General features: G+C 63.9%; 16 protein-coding genes. 6 read left to right on the top strand and 10 right to left on the bottom strand.

Annotated elements, in window-relative coordinates:
• Positions 1-49: 49 nt before the first annotated feature.
• Entirely contained in the window at positions 50-1,240 is a 1,191-nt protein-coding gene (locus F466_RS0108820) for a pyridoxal phosphate-dependent aminotransferase (RefSeq protein ID WP_018139276.1), read from the bottom strand.
• Positions 1,241-1,342: 102 nt separating this feature from the next.
• Here F466_RS0108820 and uvrB point away from each other — a divergent pair, with 102 nt between their 5' ends.
• The 5 genes from uvrB to F466_RS0108795 all read left to right on the top strand — a co-directional run bounded on the left by uvrB (position 1,343) and on the right by F466_RS0108795 (position 6,432).
• On the top strand, positions 1,343-3,376 hold the full coding sequence (gene uvrB, locus F466_RS0108815) for an excinuclease ABC subunit UvrB (protein ID WP_018174347.1): 2,034 nt from the start codon (positions 1,343-1,345) through the stop codon (positions 3,374-3,376).
• Positions 3,377-3,454: 78 nt separating this feature from the next.
• The gene (gene nagZ / locus F466_RS0108810; RefSeq protein WP_018649503.1) at positions 3,455-4,462 is read left to right on the top strand and encodes a beta-N-acetylhexosaminidase; all 1,008 of its coding nucleotides are present in this window, start codon (positions 3,455-3,457) and stop codon (positions 4,460-4,462) included.
• A 126-nt stretch (positions 4,463-4,588) separates the two neighbouring features.
• Complete coding sequence (locus tag F466_RS0108805) at positions 4,589-4,957, top strand: DsrE family protein (RefSeq protein ID WP_012982643.1); 369 nt, start codon at positions 4,589-4,591, stop codon at positions 4,955-4,957.
• A gap of 157 nt (positions 4,958-5,114) precedes the next feature.
• On the top strand, positions 5,115-5,666 hold the full coding sequence (locus F466_RS0108800) for a hypoxanthine-guanine phosphoribosyltransferase (RefSeq protein WP_018139279.1): 552 nt from the start codon (positions 5,115-5,117) through the stop codon (positions 5,664-5,666).
• 13 nt (positions 5,667-5,679) lie between these two features.
• Positions 5,680-6,432, top strand: coding sequence for an S-methyl-5'-thioinosine phosphorylase (locus tag F466_RS0108795; protein ID WP_018993914.1), 753 nt, complete (start codon positions 5,680-5,682; stop codon positions 6,430-6,432).
• Positions 6,433-6,570: 138 nt separating this feature from the next.
• Here F466_RS0108795 and F466_RS13800 read toward each other — a convergent pair whose 3' ends face one another.
• From F466_RS13800 to F466_RS0108780, 3 genes are all read right to left on the bottom strand, one after another.
• The gene (locus F466_RS13800) at positions 6,571-6,855 is read right to left on the bottom strand and encodes a hypothetical protein (RefSeq protein WP_018139431.1); all 285 of its coding nucleotides are present in this window, start codon (positions 6,853-6,855) and stop codon (positions 6,571-6,573) included.
• A gap of 448 nt (positions 6,856-7,303) precedes the next feature.
• Positions 7,304-8,002, bottom strand: a complete 699-nt coding sequence (locus tag F466_RS13795; RefSeq protein ID WP_038082667.1) for a LuxR C-terminal-related transcriptional regulator — start codon at positions 8,000-8,002, stop codon at positions 7,304-7,306.
• A 223-nt stretch (positions 8,003-8,225) separates the two neighbouring features.
• A complete protein-coding gene (locus F466_RS0108780; protein ID WP_018993912.1) occupies positions 8,226-9,587 on the bottom strand; it encodes an adenosylmethionine--8-amino-7-oxononanoate transaminase in 1,362 nt (453 codons plus the stop codon).
• A gap of 178 nt (positions 9,588-9,765) precedes the next feature.
• Here F466_RS0108780 and F466_RS0108775 point away from each other — a divergent pair, with 178 nt between their 5' ends.
• Positions 9,766-10,884, top strand: coding sequence for an aminotransferase class V-fold PLP-dependent enzyme (locus F466_RS0108775; RefSeq protein WP_018993911.1), 1,119 nt, complete (start codon positions 9,766-9,768; stop codon positions 10,882-10,884).
• 21 nt (positions 10,885-10,905) lie between these two features.
• On the opposite strand, the gene F466_RS0108770 is transcribed toward F466_RS0108775, so the two are convergent.
• From F466_RS0108770 to F466_RS0108745, 6 genes are all read right to left on the bottom strand, one after another.
• Positions 10,906-11,244: a PilZ domain-containing protein gene (locus F466_RS0108770; RefSeq protein ID WP_018139427.1), complete on the bottom strand. Its 339-nt coding sequence runs from the start codon at positions 11,242-11,244 to the stop codon at positions 10,906-10,908.
• A gap of 83 nt (positions 11,245-11,327) precedes the next feature.
• Complete coding sequence (locus F466_RS0108765) at positions 11,328-12,335, bottom strand: hypothetical protein (RefSeq protein ID WP_018993910.1); 1,008 nt, start codon at positions 12,333-12,335, stop codon at positions 11,328-11,330.
• A complete protein-coding gene (gene tmk, locus F466_RS0108760) occupies positions 12,302-12,961 on the bottom strand; it encodes a dTMP kinase (RefSeq protein ID WP_018993909.1) in 660 nt (219 codons plus the stop codon). The genes F466_RS0108765 and tmk overlap by 34 nt, the downstream gene beginning before the upstream one ends.
• Complete coding sequence (gene mltG / locus F466_RS0108755; protein WP_026296438.1) at positions 12,958-13,995, bottom strand: endolytic transglycosylase MltG; 1,038 nt, start codon at positions 13,993-13,995, stop codon at positions 12,958-12,960. The genes tmk and mltG overlap by 4 nt, the downstream gene beginning before the upstream one ends.
• Complete coding sequence (gene pabC / locus F466_RS0108750) at positions 13,982-14,791, bottom strand: aminodeoxychorismate lyase (RefSeq protein WP_018993907.1); 810 nt, start codon at positions 14,789-14,791, stop codon at positions 13,982-13,984. Before pabC ends, mltG begins: the two co-directional genes overlap by 14 nt.
• A complete protein-coding gene (locus F466_RS0108745) occupies positions 14,788-16,119 on the bottom strand; it encodes an aminodeoxychorismate synthase component I (protein WP_018993906.1) in 1,332 nt (443 codons plus the stop codon). The genes pabC and F466_RS0108745 overlap by 4 nt, the downstream gene beginning before the upstream one ends.
• Positions 16,120-16,128 lie beyond the last annotated feature (9 nt).

Below are 16,128 nucleotides of genomic sequence, written 5' to 3'. Positions count from 1 at the left end.
CGCAGATCCTAATGGGGGGCGGCCACCCCGTCAAGCTTCAATTATTGCTTCAGCGGTGGGTCGAGGCGAATTGCCTGAGCCGGTCCAGTGCCTTGTCGAGCATGTCGACGCTGGTGGCGAACGAGACGCGCACATGACCCGGGGCGCCGAATGCACTGCCGGGCACCAGGGCGACTCCGACTTCGTCCAGCAATTGCTTGGTGAGGGCGACATCGGTGTCGATGTCGGCCGCCTGCATCAGGCCGGTGACCCGTGGAAAGCAGTAGAAGGTGCCGTCGGGCATCAGGCAGTCGATGCCGTCGATCGCATTCAGGCCGTCGACCACGTGCCGCGCCCGTTCGGCGAACGCGGAACACATGGCGATCACGCAGCCCTGATCGCCATCCAGCGCGGCCTGCGCTCCGGCCTGCGCAATCGAGGTGGGGTTGGAGGTGCTCTGCGACTGAATCTTTTTCATCGCCGCGATCAGATTCTTCGGTCCACCGGCATAACCGATACGCCAGCCGGTCATCGCGTAGGCCTTGGACACGCCATTGAGCACGACGGTGCGCTCGAGCAGATCCGGAGCCACATTCACGATGTTCACAAACGGCGTGGAGCCGAAGCGGATGTGTTCGTACATGTCGTCGGTGGCGATCACCACCCGGGGGTGTTCGCGCAGCACGTCGGCCAGGGCCTTCAACTCGTCGGCCGAGTAGGCCGCTCCAGTGGGGTTGGACGGGCTGTTGATGAACACCAGGCGGGTGTTCGGCGTGATCGCCGCCGCGAGTTGCTCGCCCGTAATCCGGAATCCCGCCTCCTGGGTGGCGCTGACCACTACGGGCCGCGCACCGGCCAGAAGTGCGATGTCGGGGTAGGAGACCCAGTAGGGCGCCGGGATCACCACCTCGTCGCCCGGGTTCAGCAGGGCCTGGCAGAGGTTGAAGATGCTCTGCTTGCCACCAGAGGAGACCAGGATCTGGTCACGCTCGAACGTAAGCCCGTTGTCGCGATCAAACTTGCGGATGATGGCGTCTTTCAGGCCCTGCGTACCATCCACTGGAGTGTACTTGGTTTCCCCGCGGGCAAGGGCGTCGATGGCCGCCTGCTTGATATGCTCCGGGGTATCGAAATCCGGCTCGCCGGCCCCCAGACCGACGATATCGCGGCCCTCGGCCCGCAGCTGCGCGGCCAGCGCGCTGACGGCCAGGGTGGGGGAGGGCTGGATGCGCTGAACGCGATCGGAGAGCTCGATATCCAAGGCGGGCCTCATGCGGGTTGGGCGGGGTGGGCGGCCGGGCGCGAATGCATAACCGGCCGCAAGTGGCGAAATAATACTGAAATCAGGCGCGGAGGATAAGGCGTGCAGCCAGATGAAGGCGAACAATTCAAGGTGGTATCGCAGTATCAGCCTGCCGGCGACCAGCCCGCGGCGATCCGCGCGCTGATCGATGGCATCGAGGCGGGGCTGGCGCATCAGGTCCTGCTGGGTGTGACGGGGTCGGGCAAGACCTTCACGATCGCCAACGTCGTCGAGAACCTGCAACGCCCGACTATCATCCTGGCGCCGAACAAGACCCTGGCCGCGCAGCTGTATGGCGAGTTCAAGGAGTTCTTCCCGAACAACGCGGTGGAGTACTTCGTCTCGTACTACGACTACTACCAGCCGGAGGCCTACGTCCCGTCCTCGGACACCTACATCGAGAAGGATGCCTCGATCAACGACCACATCGAGCAGATGCGACTGTCCGCGACGCGCGCCCTGCTGGAGCGCCGGGATGCGATCATCGTGGCCTCGGTCTCCGCCATCTACGGCCTCGGCGATCCGCGCAAGTACCTGTCGATGGTGCTCCACCTCCAGCGCGGGGATCGCATTGACCAGCGCGACCTGCTGCGGCGTCTGGCAGAGCTGCAGTACACCCGCAACGACACCGAGCTGCGGCGCGCCACCTACCGGGTACGTGGGGAGGTCATCGACATCCATCCCGCCGAATCCGAAATCGAGGCCGTGCGCATCGAGTTGTTCGACGACGAGATCGAGCGGCTGTCGTACTTCGATCCGCTGACCGGCGAGCAGCTGCGCACCGTCCCGCGCCTGACCATCTACCCGAAGACGCACTACGTGACCCCGCGCGAGACACTGCTGGAGGCGGTGGACCATATCCGCGACGAACTCAAGGAGCGTCTGGATTTCCTGCGCAAGGAGGATCGCCTGGTCGAGGCGCAACGCCTGGAGCAGCGCACGCTGTTCGACCTGGAGATGATCCTCGAGATCGGTTACTGCAACGGCATCGAGAACTACTCGCGTTATCTCTCCGGCCGGGCACCGGGCGAGCCGCCGCCCACCTTCTTCGACTACCTGCCGAAGGACGCGCTGCTGGTGGTCGACGAGTCGCATGTGTCGGTGCCCCAGGTGGGCGGGATGTACAAGGGCGACCGCTCGCGCAAGGAGACGCTGGTGGAATACGGTTTCCGACTGCCTTCGGCACTGGATAACCGCCCGCTGCGCTTCGAGGAATTCGAGGCCCTGCAGCCGCAGACCATCTACGTGTCCGCCACACCGGGGCCGTACGAGCGCGAGCATGCCGGGGCCATCGTCGATCAGGTCGTCCGGCCCACGGGGCTACTGGACCCGATTCTCGAGGTGCGCCCGGCGGGCAGCCAGGTCGACGACTGTCTGTCCGAGGTGCGCGACCGGGTGGAGCGCGACGAGCGTGTATTGATCACGACGCTGACCAAGCGCATGGCCGAGGACCTGACTGACTATCTTTCGGAACACGGCGTGCGGGTGCGCTATCTGCATTCGGATATCGACACCGTCGAGCGTATGGAGATCATCCGCGACCTGCGCCTGGGCGAGTTCGATGTGCTGGTGGGGATCAACCTGCTACGCGAGGGCCTCGACATGCCCGAGGTCTCGCTGGTGGCGATCCTGGACGCCGACAAGGAGGGCTTCCTGCGCTCCGATCGCTCGCTGATTCAGACCATCGGGCGTGCCGCGCGCAACGTGAACGGCAAGGCGATCCTGTACGCCGACAAGGTGACCGGATCGATGCAGAGGGCGATCGACGAGACCGAGCGCCGGCGGGAGAAGCAGATCGCCCATAACAAGGCGCACGGCATCACCCCGCAGGGCATCCGCAAGAATGTCGCCGACATACTCGAGGCCCGCAACGCTACGCCAGGCTCCGGGCGGCGTCGTGGCCAGAAGAAGGTGGCCGAGGATGCGCCCGACTACATCGACGCCCCGGAGCAGGCCGCCAAGGAGATCGAGAAGCTGGAACAGGAGATGTTCCAGAAGGCCCGCGACCTGGAGTTCGAGGAGGCCGCGCGGATCCGTGACCGCATCGAGAAGCTCAAAGCACTCGCGTTCCGCCCGGAAGCCTCGCTATCCTAAAAAGATTGCTCGGGTCACGAGCGCCAGTTGAGTACAGGTTCAATGGCTTCTCCCGTATCCCTGCCCCTGGGGCCGGTCATGCTCGATGTGACAGGCCTGGAACTGACCCCGGAAGACCGTGAACGCCTGCGCCACCCGGCGACAGGCGGCGTCATCCTCTTTGCCCGCAACGCCGGTACGCCCGAGCAGGTGAGGGCACTCACCGATGCGATACGCGCGGAGCGACCCGGCATCCTGATCGCGGTGGATCAGGAGGGTGGGCGCGTACAGCGTCTGCGAGACGGTTTCACCGCGCTCCCGCCCATGCGCGAGCTGGGGCATGTCGATGATTACGATCGCAACAAGGCCTGTGAGCTGGCCCATGCGACCGGGGAATTGCTGGCGCTGGAACTGCGCGAGGTGGGAATCGATTTCAGTTTCACGCCTGTACTGGACCGGGACATCGACGTCAGCGAGGTGATTGGGGATCGTGCGTTCCACCATGATCCCGATGTCATCGCACGCCTGGCAGGCGAGCTGATTCGCGGGCTCGCGGCCGGCGGCATGGCCAGTGTGGGCAAGCATTTCCCCGGACACGGGGCTGTCCAGGCGGATTCCCATCTCGCGCTCCCGGTAGATGACCGCCCGCTGGCCGAGATCGAGGCCGATGACATCGCGGCCTTTCGCCCGGTGCTGGGCGATCTCGATGCCGTGATGCCCGCGCACGTCCTGTACCCACAGGTGGATGACCAGCCCGCCGGATTTTCGCGGATCTGGCTACAGGACATCCTGCGCCGCGAACTTCGGTTCCGCGGGGCAATCCTCAGCGATGATCTGGCCATGGCCGGCGCCGAGGCCATCGGCAGCCCGGCCGAACGGGCCGCGGCAGCGCGTGCGGCAGGCTGCGACATGGTGCTGATCTGCAACCAGCCCGAGCAGGCCGACGCCATCCTCGAGGCGCAGGAGGGACAGCCGCTCGATGCCCAGGCATTGCGAAGAGTCGAGGCATTGCGCGCACAGTCCACTGCGCATGAACCCAGGCGAATTCACGCCCTTCGCGCTCAGCTGCATCACTGGCTCGCGGCCCGTCAGGCAGCGACGGCCTGAAACCCCGTTCCGCGGCGGGGGAGTCACTCATTGGCGCACAGGCGCTCGCGCGCCTATAATGCGCCACCGGTTTGCGCTTGAGCAGCTGTTAATATTCACACTCACCACTGAAGTTGGAGATCAAAAATGGCCGACAAGCTCCTGATCGTCATGGTTAATACCGATCCGAGCAACCCGTCTGAACTGGGTGCCCCGTTCTTCCAGGCCACCGTGGCCGCCGCGATGGAATATGACGTTGAAGTCGTCATGACCGGCCGTGCCGGCGAGCTGGCCAAGAAGGGCGTTGCCGAAAACCTGTTTGTCCAGGAAGGCTCCAGCAAGAGCGTCTACGATTTCATGAAGGACGCCCACGAAGCCGGCGTGGTGATGAAGGTCTGCACCCCGACTCTGGATCTGTGGGGCAACGACCTGATCCCGGAAATCGAAGAAACCGTGGGCGGCGCCTACGTGATTTCCGAAGCCATGGACGACGACACCGTGACCTTTACCTACTAAGGGTCCACACGTCCGTAGCTTTGCCATCCGGCCGGCCCTTGTGCCGGCCGGTTGCGTTTAAGGGCCCTGTAGGGCCCGCGCATACCGGACCCAGACCTTGCCGTCTGCCAGACGCTCGGCCAACATCCTTCCTCCACCCCCCACCGCAGGACCCTTGATGAGCCCGGAACAGGCCCGTGCAACGCTCCGAGATGCCGACTGCCTCTATAGCCGCGATGCAGTCGAGACCGCGATCGACCGCCTGGCCGAACGCTCGGCGCAGGCGCTCAAGGACCGTAACCCCCTGGTTCTGGGCGTGATGAATGGCGGGGTCGTCCTGATGGGCGGGCTGCTGACTCGCTGGTCGTTTCCAATGCAGGTCGACTATCTGCACGCCACGCGCTATCGCGGCGGCACGCGGGGAGGGGAGCAGCTGCACTGGCTGGCGCGCCCCCAGACTCCGATCCAGGGGCGCACCGTAGTGATCGTGGATGACATCCTCGACGGTGGCATTACCCTGGAAGGCATCCAGGCTTTCTGCGAAGAGCAGGGCGCCGAGAAAGTTTATTCCGTGGTGCTGGTGGACAAGGCCAACCCGGAACGCGATCCGGCCATTACCGTCGATTTTGCGGCCCTGGAGGTGCCGAATCGGTACGTGTTTGGCTACGGGATGGATTACCAGGATTACCTCCGCAACGCACCCGGCATCTTTGCCGTCGCGAACCACTAGGGATACCCGCCATATGTCGACACCCCGTCTTGCCGTGATCGGCGGCACCGGACTGACCCAGCTGAAGTCGCTGGAGATTACCCGCAGGCAGGTCATGCATACCCCGTATGGCGAACCGTCGGGGCCGCTGGTCTTCGGGCGGCTGAATGACACGGAAATCGTGTTTCTGCCGCGCCATGGCGCACGTCACACTATCCCGCCGCACCAGGTGAACTACCGGGCCAACATCTGGGCCCTGAAGCATGCCGGGGTCGACAACGTGATTGCGGTGGCCGCCGTGGGCGGCATTACCGAATCGATGAAGCCGGGCATGATCGCGATTCCCGATCAGATCATCGATTACACCTGGTCACGCGCCAACACCTTTTTCGAGGGCGGTGACCTCGAAGAGGTCACCCATATCGACATGACCTGGCCTTACAACCAGGGCGTGCGGGAGACGCTGCTGAACGCGATTGATGACCTGTGCATCGAGGCTACGGACCGAGGGACGTATGGGGCCACCCAGGGCCCGCGGCTGGAGACGGCGGCCGAGATCGACCGCATGGCGCGTGATGGCTGCGACCTGGTGGGAATGACCGGCATGCCGGAGACGGCGCTGGCGCGCGAACTGGAGCTGAACTACGCCTGCTGTGCCGTGATCGCCAACTGGGCGGCCGGTCGTGCCGAGGGCGAGATCACCATGGACGAGATCGGCCGCAACCTGGATCAAGGGATGACGCGGGCGAAGGATGTACTTACGCACGTGATCGAGACGCTGTCCTGAGGCGCAGGACCGGGAACGATCGTCGTTTTCGGCCAGGGGAGCAGGCGGGCTAGAACAGAAAGCTGACCCTCACCGATCCCAGACTTAACATAATATGTATTATGCGTCGTAATGGGTGGCGTTAACCAAGAGCCCCTGTCACCGGATTCGCAGATTCATTGTGCTGTTCAGACCATGGCAACGCGAACGCGTGACATGCCCATTCTTCGTCAGGACCAGGTCCAGATATCCCGGCCCACTGAGTTGTACGACCCTGCAATCCACTCCGATCCCTTCAAATTCCACTTCCAGTGGCACGACGCCTTCGAATTCCACTTCCTCGACGTCGTGGATTCGGGTGACCGTGCATGTAATGGAATACGCAGTACCCTCGGGCCCGGAGGCTTGCAGGCCGATACGCGATTCGTTGGGCGATGTCGACATCGCGTGAACACCTCCAGCCAGGGGCAATCCGGCAGGGATCGCCAGGAACACGACGGATCAGGATGTCTGGCCGATCGCGGGCGTCGGGTCGGTGCAAGTTCCGGCATCGCCGCCAGGCAGGCTTGAGTGCCCCTTGCGGCAATTGCAGGAATGAGGCGGCCTCCGACCGTTAATCCAACTGCAGTATGGCGGTCGGATTGGCAGCAGGCATCAGAATAACGGGTGGTTTTCCGGGAGAGCTTTGTCGGTCGTTATCAAGCGAGAAGTATGAGCCATGTGGGTGCGACTCGACCGAGGATCGCGAGCTACGCCAGTCGTTCGTCCTAAGCTCCCGGTGTGACTGATGGCGCAGGCACATCAGCTTCGGGCATTGCACCCGTTTGGTGAGGACGGTTCGGCAATTGCAGCCGCCCTCACCCCTATCGCCCCGCCCAGGGGCCAGCGCGCGTTAGACGGCGCGCGCCTCGGCACGACGGCGACGCCACATCACCTGGGGTGGCGGAGCGCCCAGATGATCCTTGGCCCAGTTGATCGCCTGCGTGCGGTTTTTGACCTCGATCTTGCGGAAGATGTTGTACAGGTGGGACTTGACCGTGTGTTCACTGATGAACAGCTGCTTCGCGATATTCATGTTCGTCTCGCCTGAACCCAGCATGGCCAGAATCTCCAGCTCGCGCTGAGTCAAGCCACAGGCGGGCCGATAGGTGTTGGTGCGCTGCTGACGATACAGCCGCACCAGCCGTGTCATCAGGTGCCGGGACATCCAGAAGTCACCGTTCAGCAGGCACAGGATCCCCTTGCACAACAGGTCCAGCTGATCGGTCTTGTAAAAAATGCCCTGCAGGTACAGCACATCGAGGAGCCGGAGTGCCTCGTCCTCGTTGGGAATATTGAATCCGGCAAACACCGTTTTTGCCCCGTCCGCGACGGCCTGCTGAACATGCCCAATGTCACGCTCGTCAAGGGAACTGGCGTCAAACAGGGCAAGGCTGTAATCCCTGAGCGTCTGGGCGACCTTTGGGGACCCAGGTTCTAGTCCCGTTACCGAACATTTGGTTTTCTCGGAAACGTACTCGATAAAAAGGGCCGACTGGGGGGATGCCGACGTTACAATCAGTACTTGTGAATCATCGTTTGAATCGTTCATGACGTCACCTGCTCTCCACATTTGAACCATTGATATTGGAAAGACGAGGCGGGTCCGAGTCAACCGATTAGATTTTTCAGACTTACCTCGGGTGCCCTTCCGATGGGCCTAGTACCAACTGCGTATGCGCACTTTTAGAAAGTATATAGACACAGGTCCGAAGGTCCGTCAAGCACAGCGCGATGAAACTCATCCAACGGGCACACAAAGTGATTAAACGGCGTTAAGGCCGATGTGTGGCGCGGTCGATACCCTCGGTCATCACCTCGACAAGGAAGTCGATCTCATCCTCCGTGATTACGTAGGGCGGCATGAGGTACGAGACATTGCCCAACGGACGCAAAAGCGCACCTCGACCAAGGGCATACCGGTAGATTTCCAGGCCTCGACGTTCCTGCCAGGGGTAAGGGGTACGGGAGGCCTTGTCTTGTACGAGTTCAACCGCCGCAATCATGCCGTGTTGTCGCACGTCGGAAACATGGGGGTGATCCATAAGCGGAGCAAGACGTTTGGAGATGTGGGAGGCCAGCCCCTGGTTCCGCTCAAGAACGGGTTCTGTAGTAAAAATGTCGAGCGTGGCCAGGGCAGCACGACACGCTAAAGGATTACCCGTGTAAGAGTGCGAGTGGAGAAACATATTGAGTTTCTCATAGTCATCATAAAAGGCGCGGTAGATTTGCTCCGACGTCAGCACAGCTGCCATGGGCAGGTAACCGCCTGTCAGCCCCTTGGAAAGGCACATAAAATCCGGGATGACCGGCCCCTGCTCGCAGGCGAACATGGTGCCCGTGCGCCCAAAGCCCACCGCGATCTCGTCTGCGATCAGGTGAACGCCATAACGGTCACATGCAGCACGAAGCAGGCGCAGATATTCAGGGTCGTACATACGCATGTGCCCTGCGCACTGCACCAAGGGCTCCACGATGACCGCACAGACTTCATCCGCGTGTTCCGCGAGTGCGGCCTCCATCTGGATGAACTGGCGCCGGGCCACATCGGCACAGGTCTCCCCGGGCTCGCGCTCGTAGCAGTCCGGAGCCGGTACGGTGATGACATCCAGCATCAGGGGCTTGTAGGTGGCGCTGTAGAGCGGGACATCGCTGACGGAAAGTGCGCCCAGGGTCTCCCCGTGGTAGCTGTTCGACAGTCGTATGAACCGGGTCTTTTCGCTCCGGCCACTGTTCAGCCAGTAGTGGAAGCTCATCTTGAGCGCGACCTCCACGCCGGCACTGCCGTTGTCTGCCAGGAAGACCCGGTCGAGTCCATCGGGGGTGAGGTCGATCAGCCGCTCACACAGCTCCACGACGGGTTCATGCGTACAGCCCGCAAGGATCACGTGCTCGAGCTGGTCCAGCTGGTCGCGCACCGCGGCATTGATTCGCGGGTTTGCATGGCCGAACAGGTTGACCCACCAGGAGCTGATGGCATCGAGGTACCGATTGCCGTCGAAGTCGTACAACCAGACGCCCTCCCCGCGCTGAATCGGGAGCAGGGGCAAGGTCCCCTCCTCTCCGTAATCCTTCATCTGGGTACAGGGGTGCCATAGGGCACGCAGGTCCCGGCGTTTGAGCTGTTCGTTATCCATGCGGTGAACTCTTTGGCGCTGTGGGCCCCTAGCCGCCGGAAACGCACCGGAGGGGCCAGTTTTCGATGGGCGGAAAGTAGCAGGGGGTCCCTGACCGGACAAGGCATCGCGCATGCGCCCCGGGATTCAGCCGGCCCCCTCTTCTGATGTACCCTTTTCTGCCGGCCAGGAGGATCCCATGCATCCCGAATTTCCGCAGCAGGACATCATCCATCTGAACCACGCGGCGGTCGGCGCCTGGCCGAGGCGTACGGAAGAGGCCGTTTGCGAGTTCGCGCGCGAGAACGTACGCCAGGGCTCGAAGGACTATGGCCGATGGCTCAAGCAGGTGGATGCGACGCGCGAGCTGGCACGCGCCCTGATCGGGGCCCGCGACGCGGCGGATATCGCCTTCGTCAAGAACACCTCGGAAGCGCTGTCGATGGTGGCCTTCGGCCTGCCGTGGTCGGAGGGGGAGAACATTGTCTTTCCCGCTGGGGAGTTCCCGTCCAACCGGGTCGTCTGGCACGCGGCGGGTGAGCGGTTTGGCATTGAGGTACGCGAGGTCAAGGTGGGTGATGAACCCGAACGCGACCTGCTGGCTGCCTGCGATCGCCGGACACGGCTGGTCGCGACCAGCGCGGTGCGCTATGATTCGGGCATCCGCGTGGATATCCAGGCACTCGGGGCAGAGCTGCGCGCCCGCGGGATCCTGTTCTGTGTCGACGCGATCCAGCACTTGGGGGCGCTGCCCTTCGACGCCCCGGGTTGCCACGCGGACTTTGTGATGGCGGATGGCCACAAGTGGATGCTGGCACCGGAGGGGATCGGGATCTTCTACGTCAATCCGGAGGTTCGCGACCAGCTCCGGTTACAGGAGTACGGGTGGAACATGCTGGCGCACGCCGGCGACTTCGCGAATCCGAGCCTGACCCCGGCCCCGTCGGCACGCCGTTTCGAACCGGGCAGCCACAACATGCTGGGCATCCATGCGCTGCATGCCAGCCTCTCGCTGCTCCTGGAGGTCGGGATCGAGAACATCGACCACGACATCTGCTTCCACTGGCACCACCTGGCCGAGGACCTGGAGGCGATGGGGTGCGAGGTGCTTACGCCGCGTGGCCGCCGCGCGGGGATCCTGACTTTCCGGCCCCCTGCGGCGGATCTCGACGCCGTCTATGCGCGGCTTCAGGCCGGCGGAGTCCTGTGCGCGGTACGGGGCGGCGGCATCCGCTTCTCGCCCCACTACTACCTGACGGATCAGCAGATCGGGCGTGCCCTGGATCAGGTGAAAGAGGCGCTTGGGATCGCGGCCTGACGGGCCGCAGGGATCGGATGCTCAGAACGTGTGGGTCTTGCGGTCGGAATTGAGCATGCCGCCCAGGTGTTCCTCGATCCGTCGGTGCGTCACACCCTTGTCGGACTTGTTGAACTGCACGCCAATGCCGCGCAGGCGGTTGCCCTGCGCCCTGGGCGGCGTGATCCACACGACCGTGCACGGGGTCGGCAGGCGGTCGGAATCCTCCAGCAGAGACAACAGCAGGAAGACCTGGTCCCCGAGCTTGTAGGATTTGTCCGTGGGGATAAACAGCCCGCCGTTGGTCACGAAGGGCATGTACGCGGCGTACAGCGCCGGTTTTTCCTTGATTGCCAAGGTCAGCATGCCCTGCCCGGCCATGTTCCCTCCCGTGACGGTGTCTGGACTCGCGAGTATCCCCTATCCCGCGTGGCGCGCGCCACCCCCCCTTTGGGGCCTCGCTGTCAGCGTCGCCCCAGCGCAAGCGCGATGGTCTCGCTGCGAAGCGCCGGATTCAGGTTTGCGCCACTCTGGCGTTGCCACTCCAACGCCTGCTGCGCGAGCCATGCGAGACGACGCGCGCCCCGCGCGCGTGCGAAGTCCAGCAGCCGCTCACGCGGGAACTGCTCGCCAAAGGCATCCAGCTGCCCCACAAGTAGCAGGCGCTGCGCCGACAACAGCAAGGCCTGCAGGCGAGGGATCAGGCGTTCCGGCACGCTGCGCTGCAGGGCAGCAGCGGTGGAATGCAGATCCGCCGCACTCAGGAGCCCCGTCAGGATCTGTCGATCGGTCTCCCAGGCCTCCAGCGCCGCGGAATCGGTCAGGATCTCCCGCGCCAGGAGCGGACGATTGAGGCTCGCAGCATAAGCCTCCGCGACTCGTTCATACTGATCGGTTTCAGCCGCAAGCCACTCGTGGACCTGTTCTATCGAGGGACAGGCGACATCGACTTGCTGGCAACGACTCCGAATGGTTGCGGGGAGACTGGCCGGACGCGCTGCCTCGAGAAACAGCGTGGCCCCGGCGGGAGGTTCTTCCAGCGTCTTGAGCAGGGCATTGGCTGCGTTGACGTTCAGTGCGTCGGCCGGACGGATAATCAGCGCGCGCAGCGCCCCGCCCGAGCCACTCAGGGTGAGGAATTCCGTGGCGTCGCGTACGGCATCGACCAGGATATCCTTGCCGGGCTCGGCGGGCTCCAGTAACCGTACCTCCGGGTGCACGCCGCCCTCCAGGCTGCAACAGGCGTTGCACTCGCCGCAGGCGGGTTCATCACTGGACACACGCTGACACAGCAGGCTCTGGACCACGCTGGTCGTCAGCAGGGCCTTGCCCACCCCGGGGCTCCCGCTGATCAGAACCCCGCTGGGGAGCCATCCATCCCGCCCGCGCAGCACGAGCCGCTGGCGGATGGGTTCGAGCCAGGGTGGCTGGGTCGACATCAGGCGCCCCGGGGCATGATCTTGGTGCGCCACTCTTGCAGCGCCTGACGAACCCGTTCCGCCACCTGTTCAGGAGCGGCATGCCCATCAATAATCCGGTAGCGATCCGGGTAGGCGCGGGCCCGCTCCAGGTAGGCCTCACGCACCCGTGCGAAGAAATCCAGCGCCTCGCGCTCGATGCGGTCCCGTCGACCCCGCTGCACGGCGCGTTCCAGCCCGGTGGCCGGATCGATATCCAGCAACAGGACCAGGTCGGGCCGCAGATCGCTCTGCACCCATTCTTCCAGCCGGGCCACGCGCTCCATCCCCAGTCCTCGCCCTGCACCCTGATAGGCAAAACTGGCGTCGGTAAAGCGATCACTGACTACCCAGCGGCCCGCCGCGAGTGCAGGCCGTATCACCGAGGCGAGATGTTGCGCACGGGCGGCAAACATCAACAGCAGCTCCGCCTCCGGACACATACCGGGAAGGTCGGGATCGAGCAGCAACCCCCGCAACCGCTCGCCCAGCGCCGTACCCCCCGGCTCACGCGTGCATTCAGGCTCGATGCCCATGGCGCGCAGGGCCTCCACCACCGTGGCGAGCTGCGTGGATTTGCCCGAGCCTTCGATGCCTTCCAGTACCACGAAGCGTGCATTGCTGGATGCGTCGGTGGTCATTGGCGGTTCCGGATGCCGTAGCGGCTGCCATCGCCGCCGAGTTGATAGCGAATGACGGCCTGGCGATGCTCGCGATACGTCTCGGAGAAGTGGTGCGTGCCGTCGCCCCTGGAGACGAAGAACAGGTCGTTCGTCTCGGCCGGCTGCGCGGCCGCCTCGATCGCCGCTCGTCCCGGCAAGGCGATGGGGGTCGGTGGCAGCCCGGTGCGAGTGTAGGTGTTGTAGGGGTGATCGCGCTGGAGCTCGGCGCGGGTGAGCCGTTGCACGCCGGGCTCCTGGACATAGAGCAGCGTCGGATCGGTCTGCAGCAGCATCCCGCGGCGGAGCCGGTTCACGAACACGCCTGCGACTCGATCACGCTCCTCGCCGCGGCCCGTCTCGCGTTCGATGATCGAGGCCAGGATCAGGAGTTCGTACGGTGACTCGACCGGGTGGTCCTCGGTGCGGGAATCCCAGGCAGAGTGCAAGGTGGCATCCATCGCGCGGTGCGCGCGCCGCAACACATCCAGGGCATCGGTCCCCGAGCCAAAAAAGTAGGTGTCCGGCAAAAACCAGCCTTCGGGATGCTCCAGCTCTTCGAGGCCCAGCGCGTCCAGCAGGTTGTCGACCCCGACGGATTCCGCTGGCCCTTCGATCTCGGGATGCTGGCGCAAGGCACGCAGGGCCTGAGCAACCGTCCAGCCTTCCGGGACAGTCAATCGATGCTGGACGACCTCGCCACGCGCCATGGCGTGCAGCAGGCTGCGCGGGGTCGCACCCGCGTCGACCGCGTACTCACCCGCCTGCAAACGCGGTGCCAGTCCCTGGCGCCGCCCGTACAGCTCGATCATCCAGGCTTGCTCGACCCAGCCGCGCCGCTCGAACTCTTTACTCACCTGACGCAGCCCCTGCCCGCGTTCAAGCTGGAACCGCTCTGTCTGGTCGAGCGCCAGTGGCTGGTTGAGATTCTGGTGATAGCGATCGCCAAACCACCAGCCTCCAGCCATCACGCCGACCAGCACAATTCCGATTATCAGACCACTAATCCGCTTCATGGAGCGCCATACTCAGAACCCTAACCGGGTCATCCTGCCACGCCGTGTCCGGCATGTCCGTTTCGATCAGGCGGGCTGGGTGTAATCCCAGGCGCGCATTGCTGACATAAAGCCCGTCCACCTGATCCAGCGCCTGCGGTTCCGCGCTCTGCTCGTGCACGGCGAAGCCACAGGAAGCCGCATGGTCAAATATCCAGGCCCTGCGCGTACCCGCGATCCCGGCCTCGTCCACCGGGGGGGTGAACAGGTCCATCCCCTGACGCCACCAGAGATTGCCTTGCGTGGCGCTCACCAGCCGCCCCTGCGTATCGCAAACGACGGACTCGTCCCAGCCGGACTCCCATCCTTGCCGGATTACCACCTGCTCCAGGCGGCTCGTGTGCTTGAGTCCTGCCAGCGCGGGCTGAATCGCCATGGCGACCCGCGACCAGCCCATACGCAGTGGCTTCGGTTCGGCACCGCGAGACTGACGCAGCACGGGACCCGCGGACACAACCCTCGTCATCTCCACATTTTCGGGTGGCGCGTAACCCCGGGGCCCCTGCCCCCTGGTCACAGTAATGCGCGCCATACGCTGCCCCTCTGGCGCCACCTGCTGCAGTTCCTCGCGAAGGAGCGCTGCGTCAACGCGCGGAAAGCCGAGTCGTTTCAGTCCCCGTTCAAGCCGTGCGACATGATAAGGCCACAAGCGTGGCTGGCCGCCCTCCATCATGATCGTCTCGAAGAGACCGTCGCCCAGCAACAGACCCCGATCGTCGCCCGGCACACAGCTCTCGACGCCGTTCACGAGGATCACGCCCGGTTCTCCAGTGCATCCAGCAGACCATGGGCCTTGTGGCGGGTCTCGGCGAGTTCACGGTCGGGATCCGAGTCCGCCACGATGCCCGCGCCGGCACGAAAGCGCAGTTCGTTGCCGCGCAGCACCAGGGTACGGATCAGGATGTTGGTATCCATGCGCCCATGCCGGCTCAAATAGCCACAGGACCCGGTGTACGCCCCCCGGGGCGCGCCATCCTCGAGCTCCTGAATGATCTGCATGCTCCGTATCTTGGGACACCCGGTAATCGTCCCGCCCGGAAACACGGCTCGGAGCACATCGCCCGCGCGCGTCCCGGGCTTCAACCGCCCCACGATACTCGAGACGATGTGATGGACCCGTCGGTAACTCTCGACGGTCATCAATTCGGCTACCCGCACGCTCCCGGCAGAGGCCACCCGGCCGATATCGTTGCGTTCAAGGTCGACCAGCATCACGTGCTCAGATCGCTCCTTAATATTGCCCGTTAGCTCACTAAAAAGACTGGAGTCTTTATCCGCATTGTCGTCCCGGCGGCGTGTGCCGGCGATCGGCCGCGTCTCGACCTCGCCGCCGTCCACAGACACCAGACGTTCGGGCGATGAACTGATCACCTGACCCTCGGGAAACTGCAACCAGGCGGCGAACGGTGCTGCATTCGCGCGCCGCAGGCGGGCGTACAACGAAGCCCCATCGAGTGCCTCTGGGCTGGTGGCCTTCCACTCGCGCGACAGATTCACCTGAAAGGTATCGCCCGCCCGAATGTACTCAAGTCCCTGCTTCACCGCCTCGCGATAGCGCTCGGGCTTCTCCTCGTCGATCACAAGCTCCGGCAAGGCCCCTGGCACCAGCACATCCTCCCGGCACAACTCGACATCGGCCCGCATCTCCGCGAGCGGGTCGGGCCCCTCCTCGCTCACCAGAAAGGTCTGATCGTCGTGGTGATCCACAATGATGGCGGCGGGAAAGCGGATGGCCCGGGCGGTGGGCAGCCAGGGATCCGCGCGGCAGCGGCCCAGGGCAGGTTCCAGCTGCCATGCCCATTCATACCCTAAATAGAGAAACCAGCCGCCGAGAAAAGGCAGATGGTCATAACCCGGCTCGATTTCAGAGGAGGCCCTTGAATCGCTCAGGTCCTGATCGAGCACGGCCAACAGATCGTCATCCGTTCGGGCATCGACCGTTACACCCGGAAAGGCGAACAGGATGGAGTAACGAGCCGGCGCCTGACCAATCAGGGCCGACTCGAGCAGGTGGGGATAGCGCTCCGGAAAGCGCCGGGCCAGGGGCGCCAGATCGATCCCGCGCCCCAGGCGTTCGACTGCCATATGGGCGGA

Origin of the sequence: Thioalkalivibrio sp. ALgr1 (assembly GCF_000378285.1) — a bacterium.
In the GTDB taxonomy this organism is placed as follows: Bacteria; Pseudomonadota; Gammaproteobacteria; order Ectothiorhodospirales; family Ectothiorhodospiraceae; genus Thioalkalivibrio.
The sequence above is the reverse complement of the archived record's forward strand: the minus strand, read 5'-3'. Positions and strand labels throughout refer to the sequence as shown.

What these genes read in the sequence shown, in the direction of transcription:
- F466_RS0108780 (WP_018993912.1), bottom strand. Translation starts at nt 9,587, where the DNA reads ATGGATAACGAACAGCTCAAACGCCGGGACCTGCGTGCCCTATGGCAC.
- mltG (WP_026296438.1), bottom strand. Translation starts at nt 13,995, where the DNA reads ATGAAGCGGATTAGTGGTCTGATAATCGGAATTGTGCTGGTCGGCGTG.
- tmk (WP_018993909.1), bottom strand. Translation starts at nt 12,961, where the DNA reads ATGACCACCGACGCATCCAGCAATGCACGCTTCGTGGTACTGGAAGGC.
- F466_RS13800 (WP_018139431.1), bottom strand. Translation starts at nt 6,855, where the DNA reads ATGTCGACATCGCCCAACGAATCGCGTATCGGCCTGCAAGCCTCCGGG.
- nagZ (WP_018649503.1), top strand. Translation starts at nt 3,455, where the DNA reads ATGCTCGATGTGACAGGCCTGGAACTGACCCCGGAAGACCGTGAACGC.
- F466_RS0108800 (WP_018139279.1), top strand. Translation starts at nt 5,115, where the DNA reads ATGAGCCCGGAACAGGCCCGTGCAACGCTCCGAGATGCCGACTGCCTC.
- F466_RS13795 (WP_038082667.1), bottom strand. Translation starts at nt 8,002, where the DNA reads ATGAACGATTCAAACGATGATTCACAAGTACTGATTGTAACGTCGGCA.
- F466_RS0108770 (WP_018139427.1), bottom strand. Translation starts at nt 11,244, where the DNA reads ATGGCCGGGCAGGGCATGCTGACCTTGGCAATCAAGGAAAAACCGGCG.
- F466_RS0108795 (WP_018993914.1), top strand. Translation starts at nt 5,680, where the DNA reads ATGTCGACACCCCGTCTTGCCGTGATCGGCGGCACCGGACTGACCCAG.
- F466_RS0108775 (WP_018993911.1), top strand. Translation starts at nt 9,766, where the DNA reads ATGCATCCCGAATTTCCGCAGCAGGACATCATCCATCTGAACCACGCG.
- F466_RS0108805 (WP_012982643.1), top strand. Translation starts at nt 4,589, where the DNA reads ATGGCCGACAAGCTCCTGATCGTCATGGTTAATACCGATCCGAGCAAC.
- F466_RS0108745 (WP_018993906.1), bottom strand. Translation starts at nt 16,119, where the DNA reads ATGGCAGTCGAACGCCTGGGGCGCGGGATCGATCTGGCGCCCCTGGCC.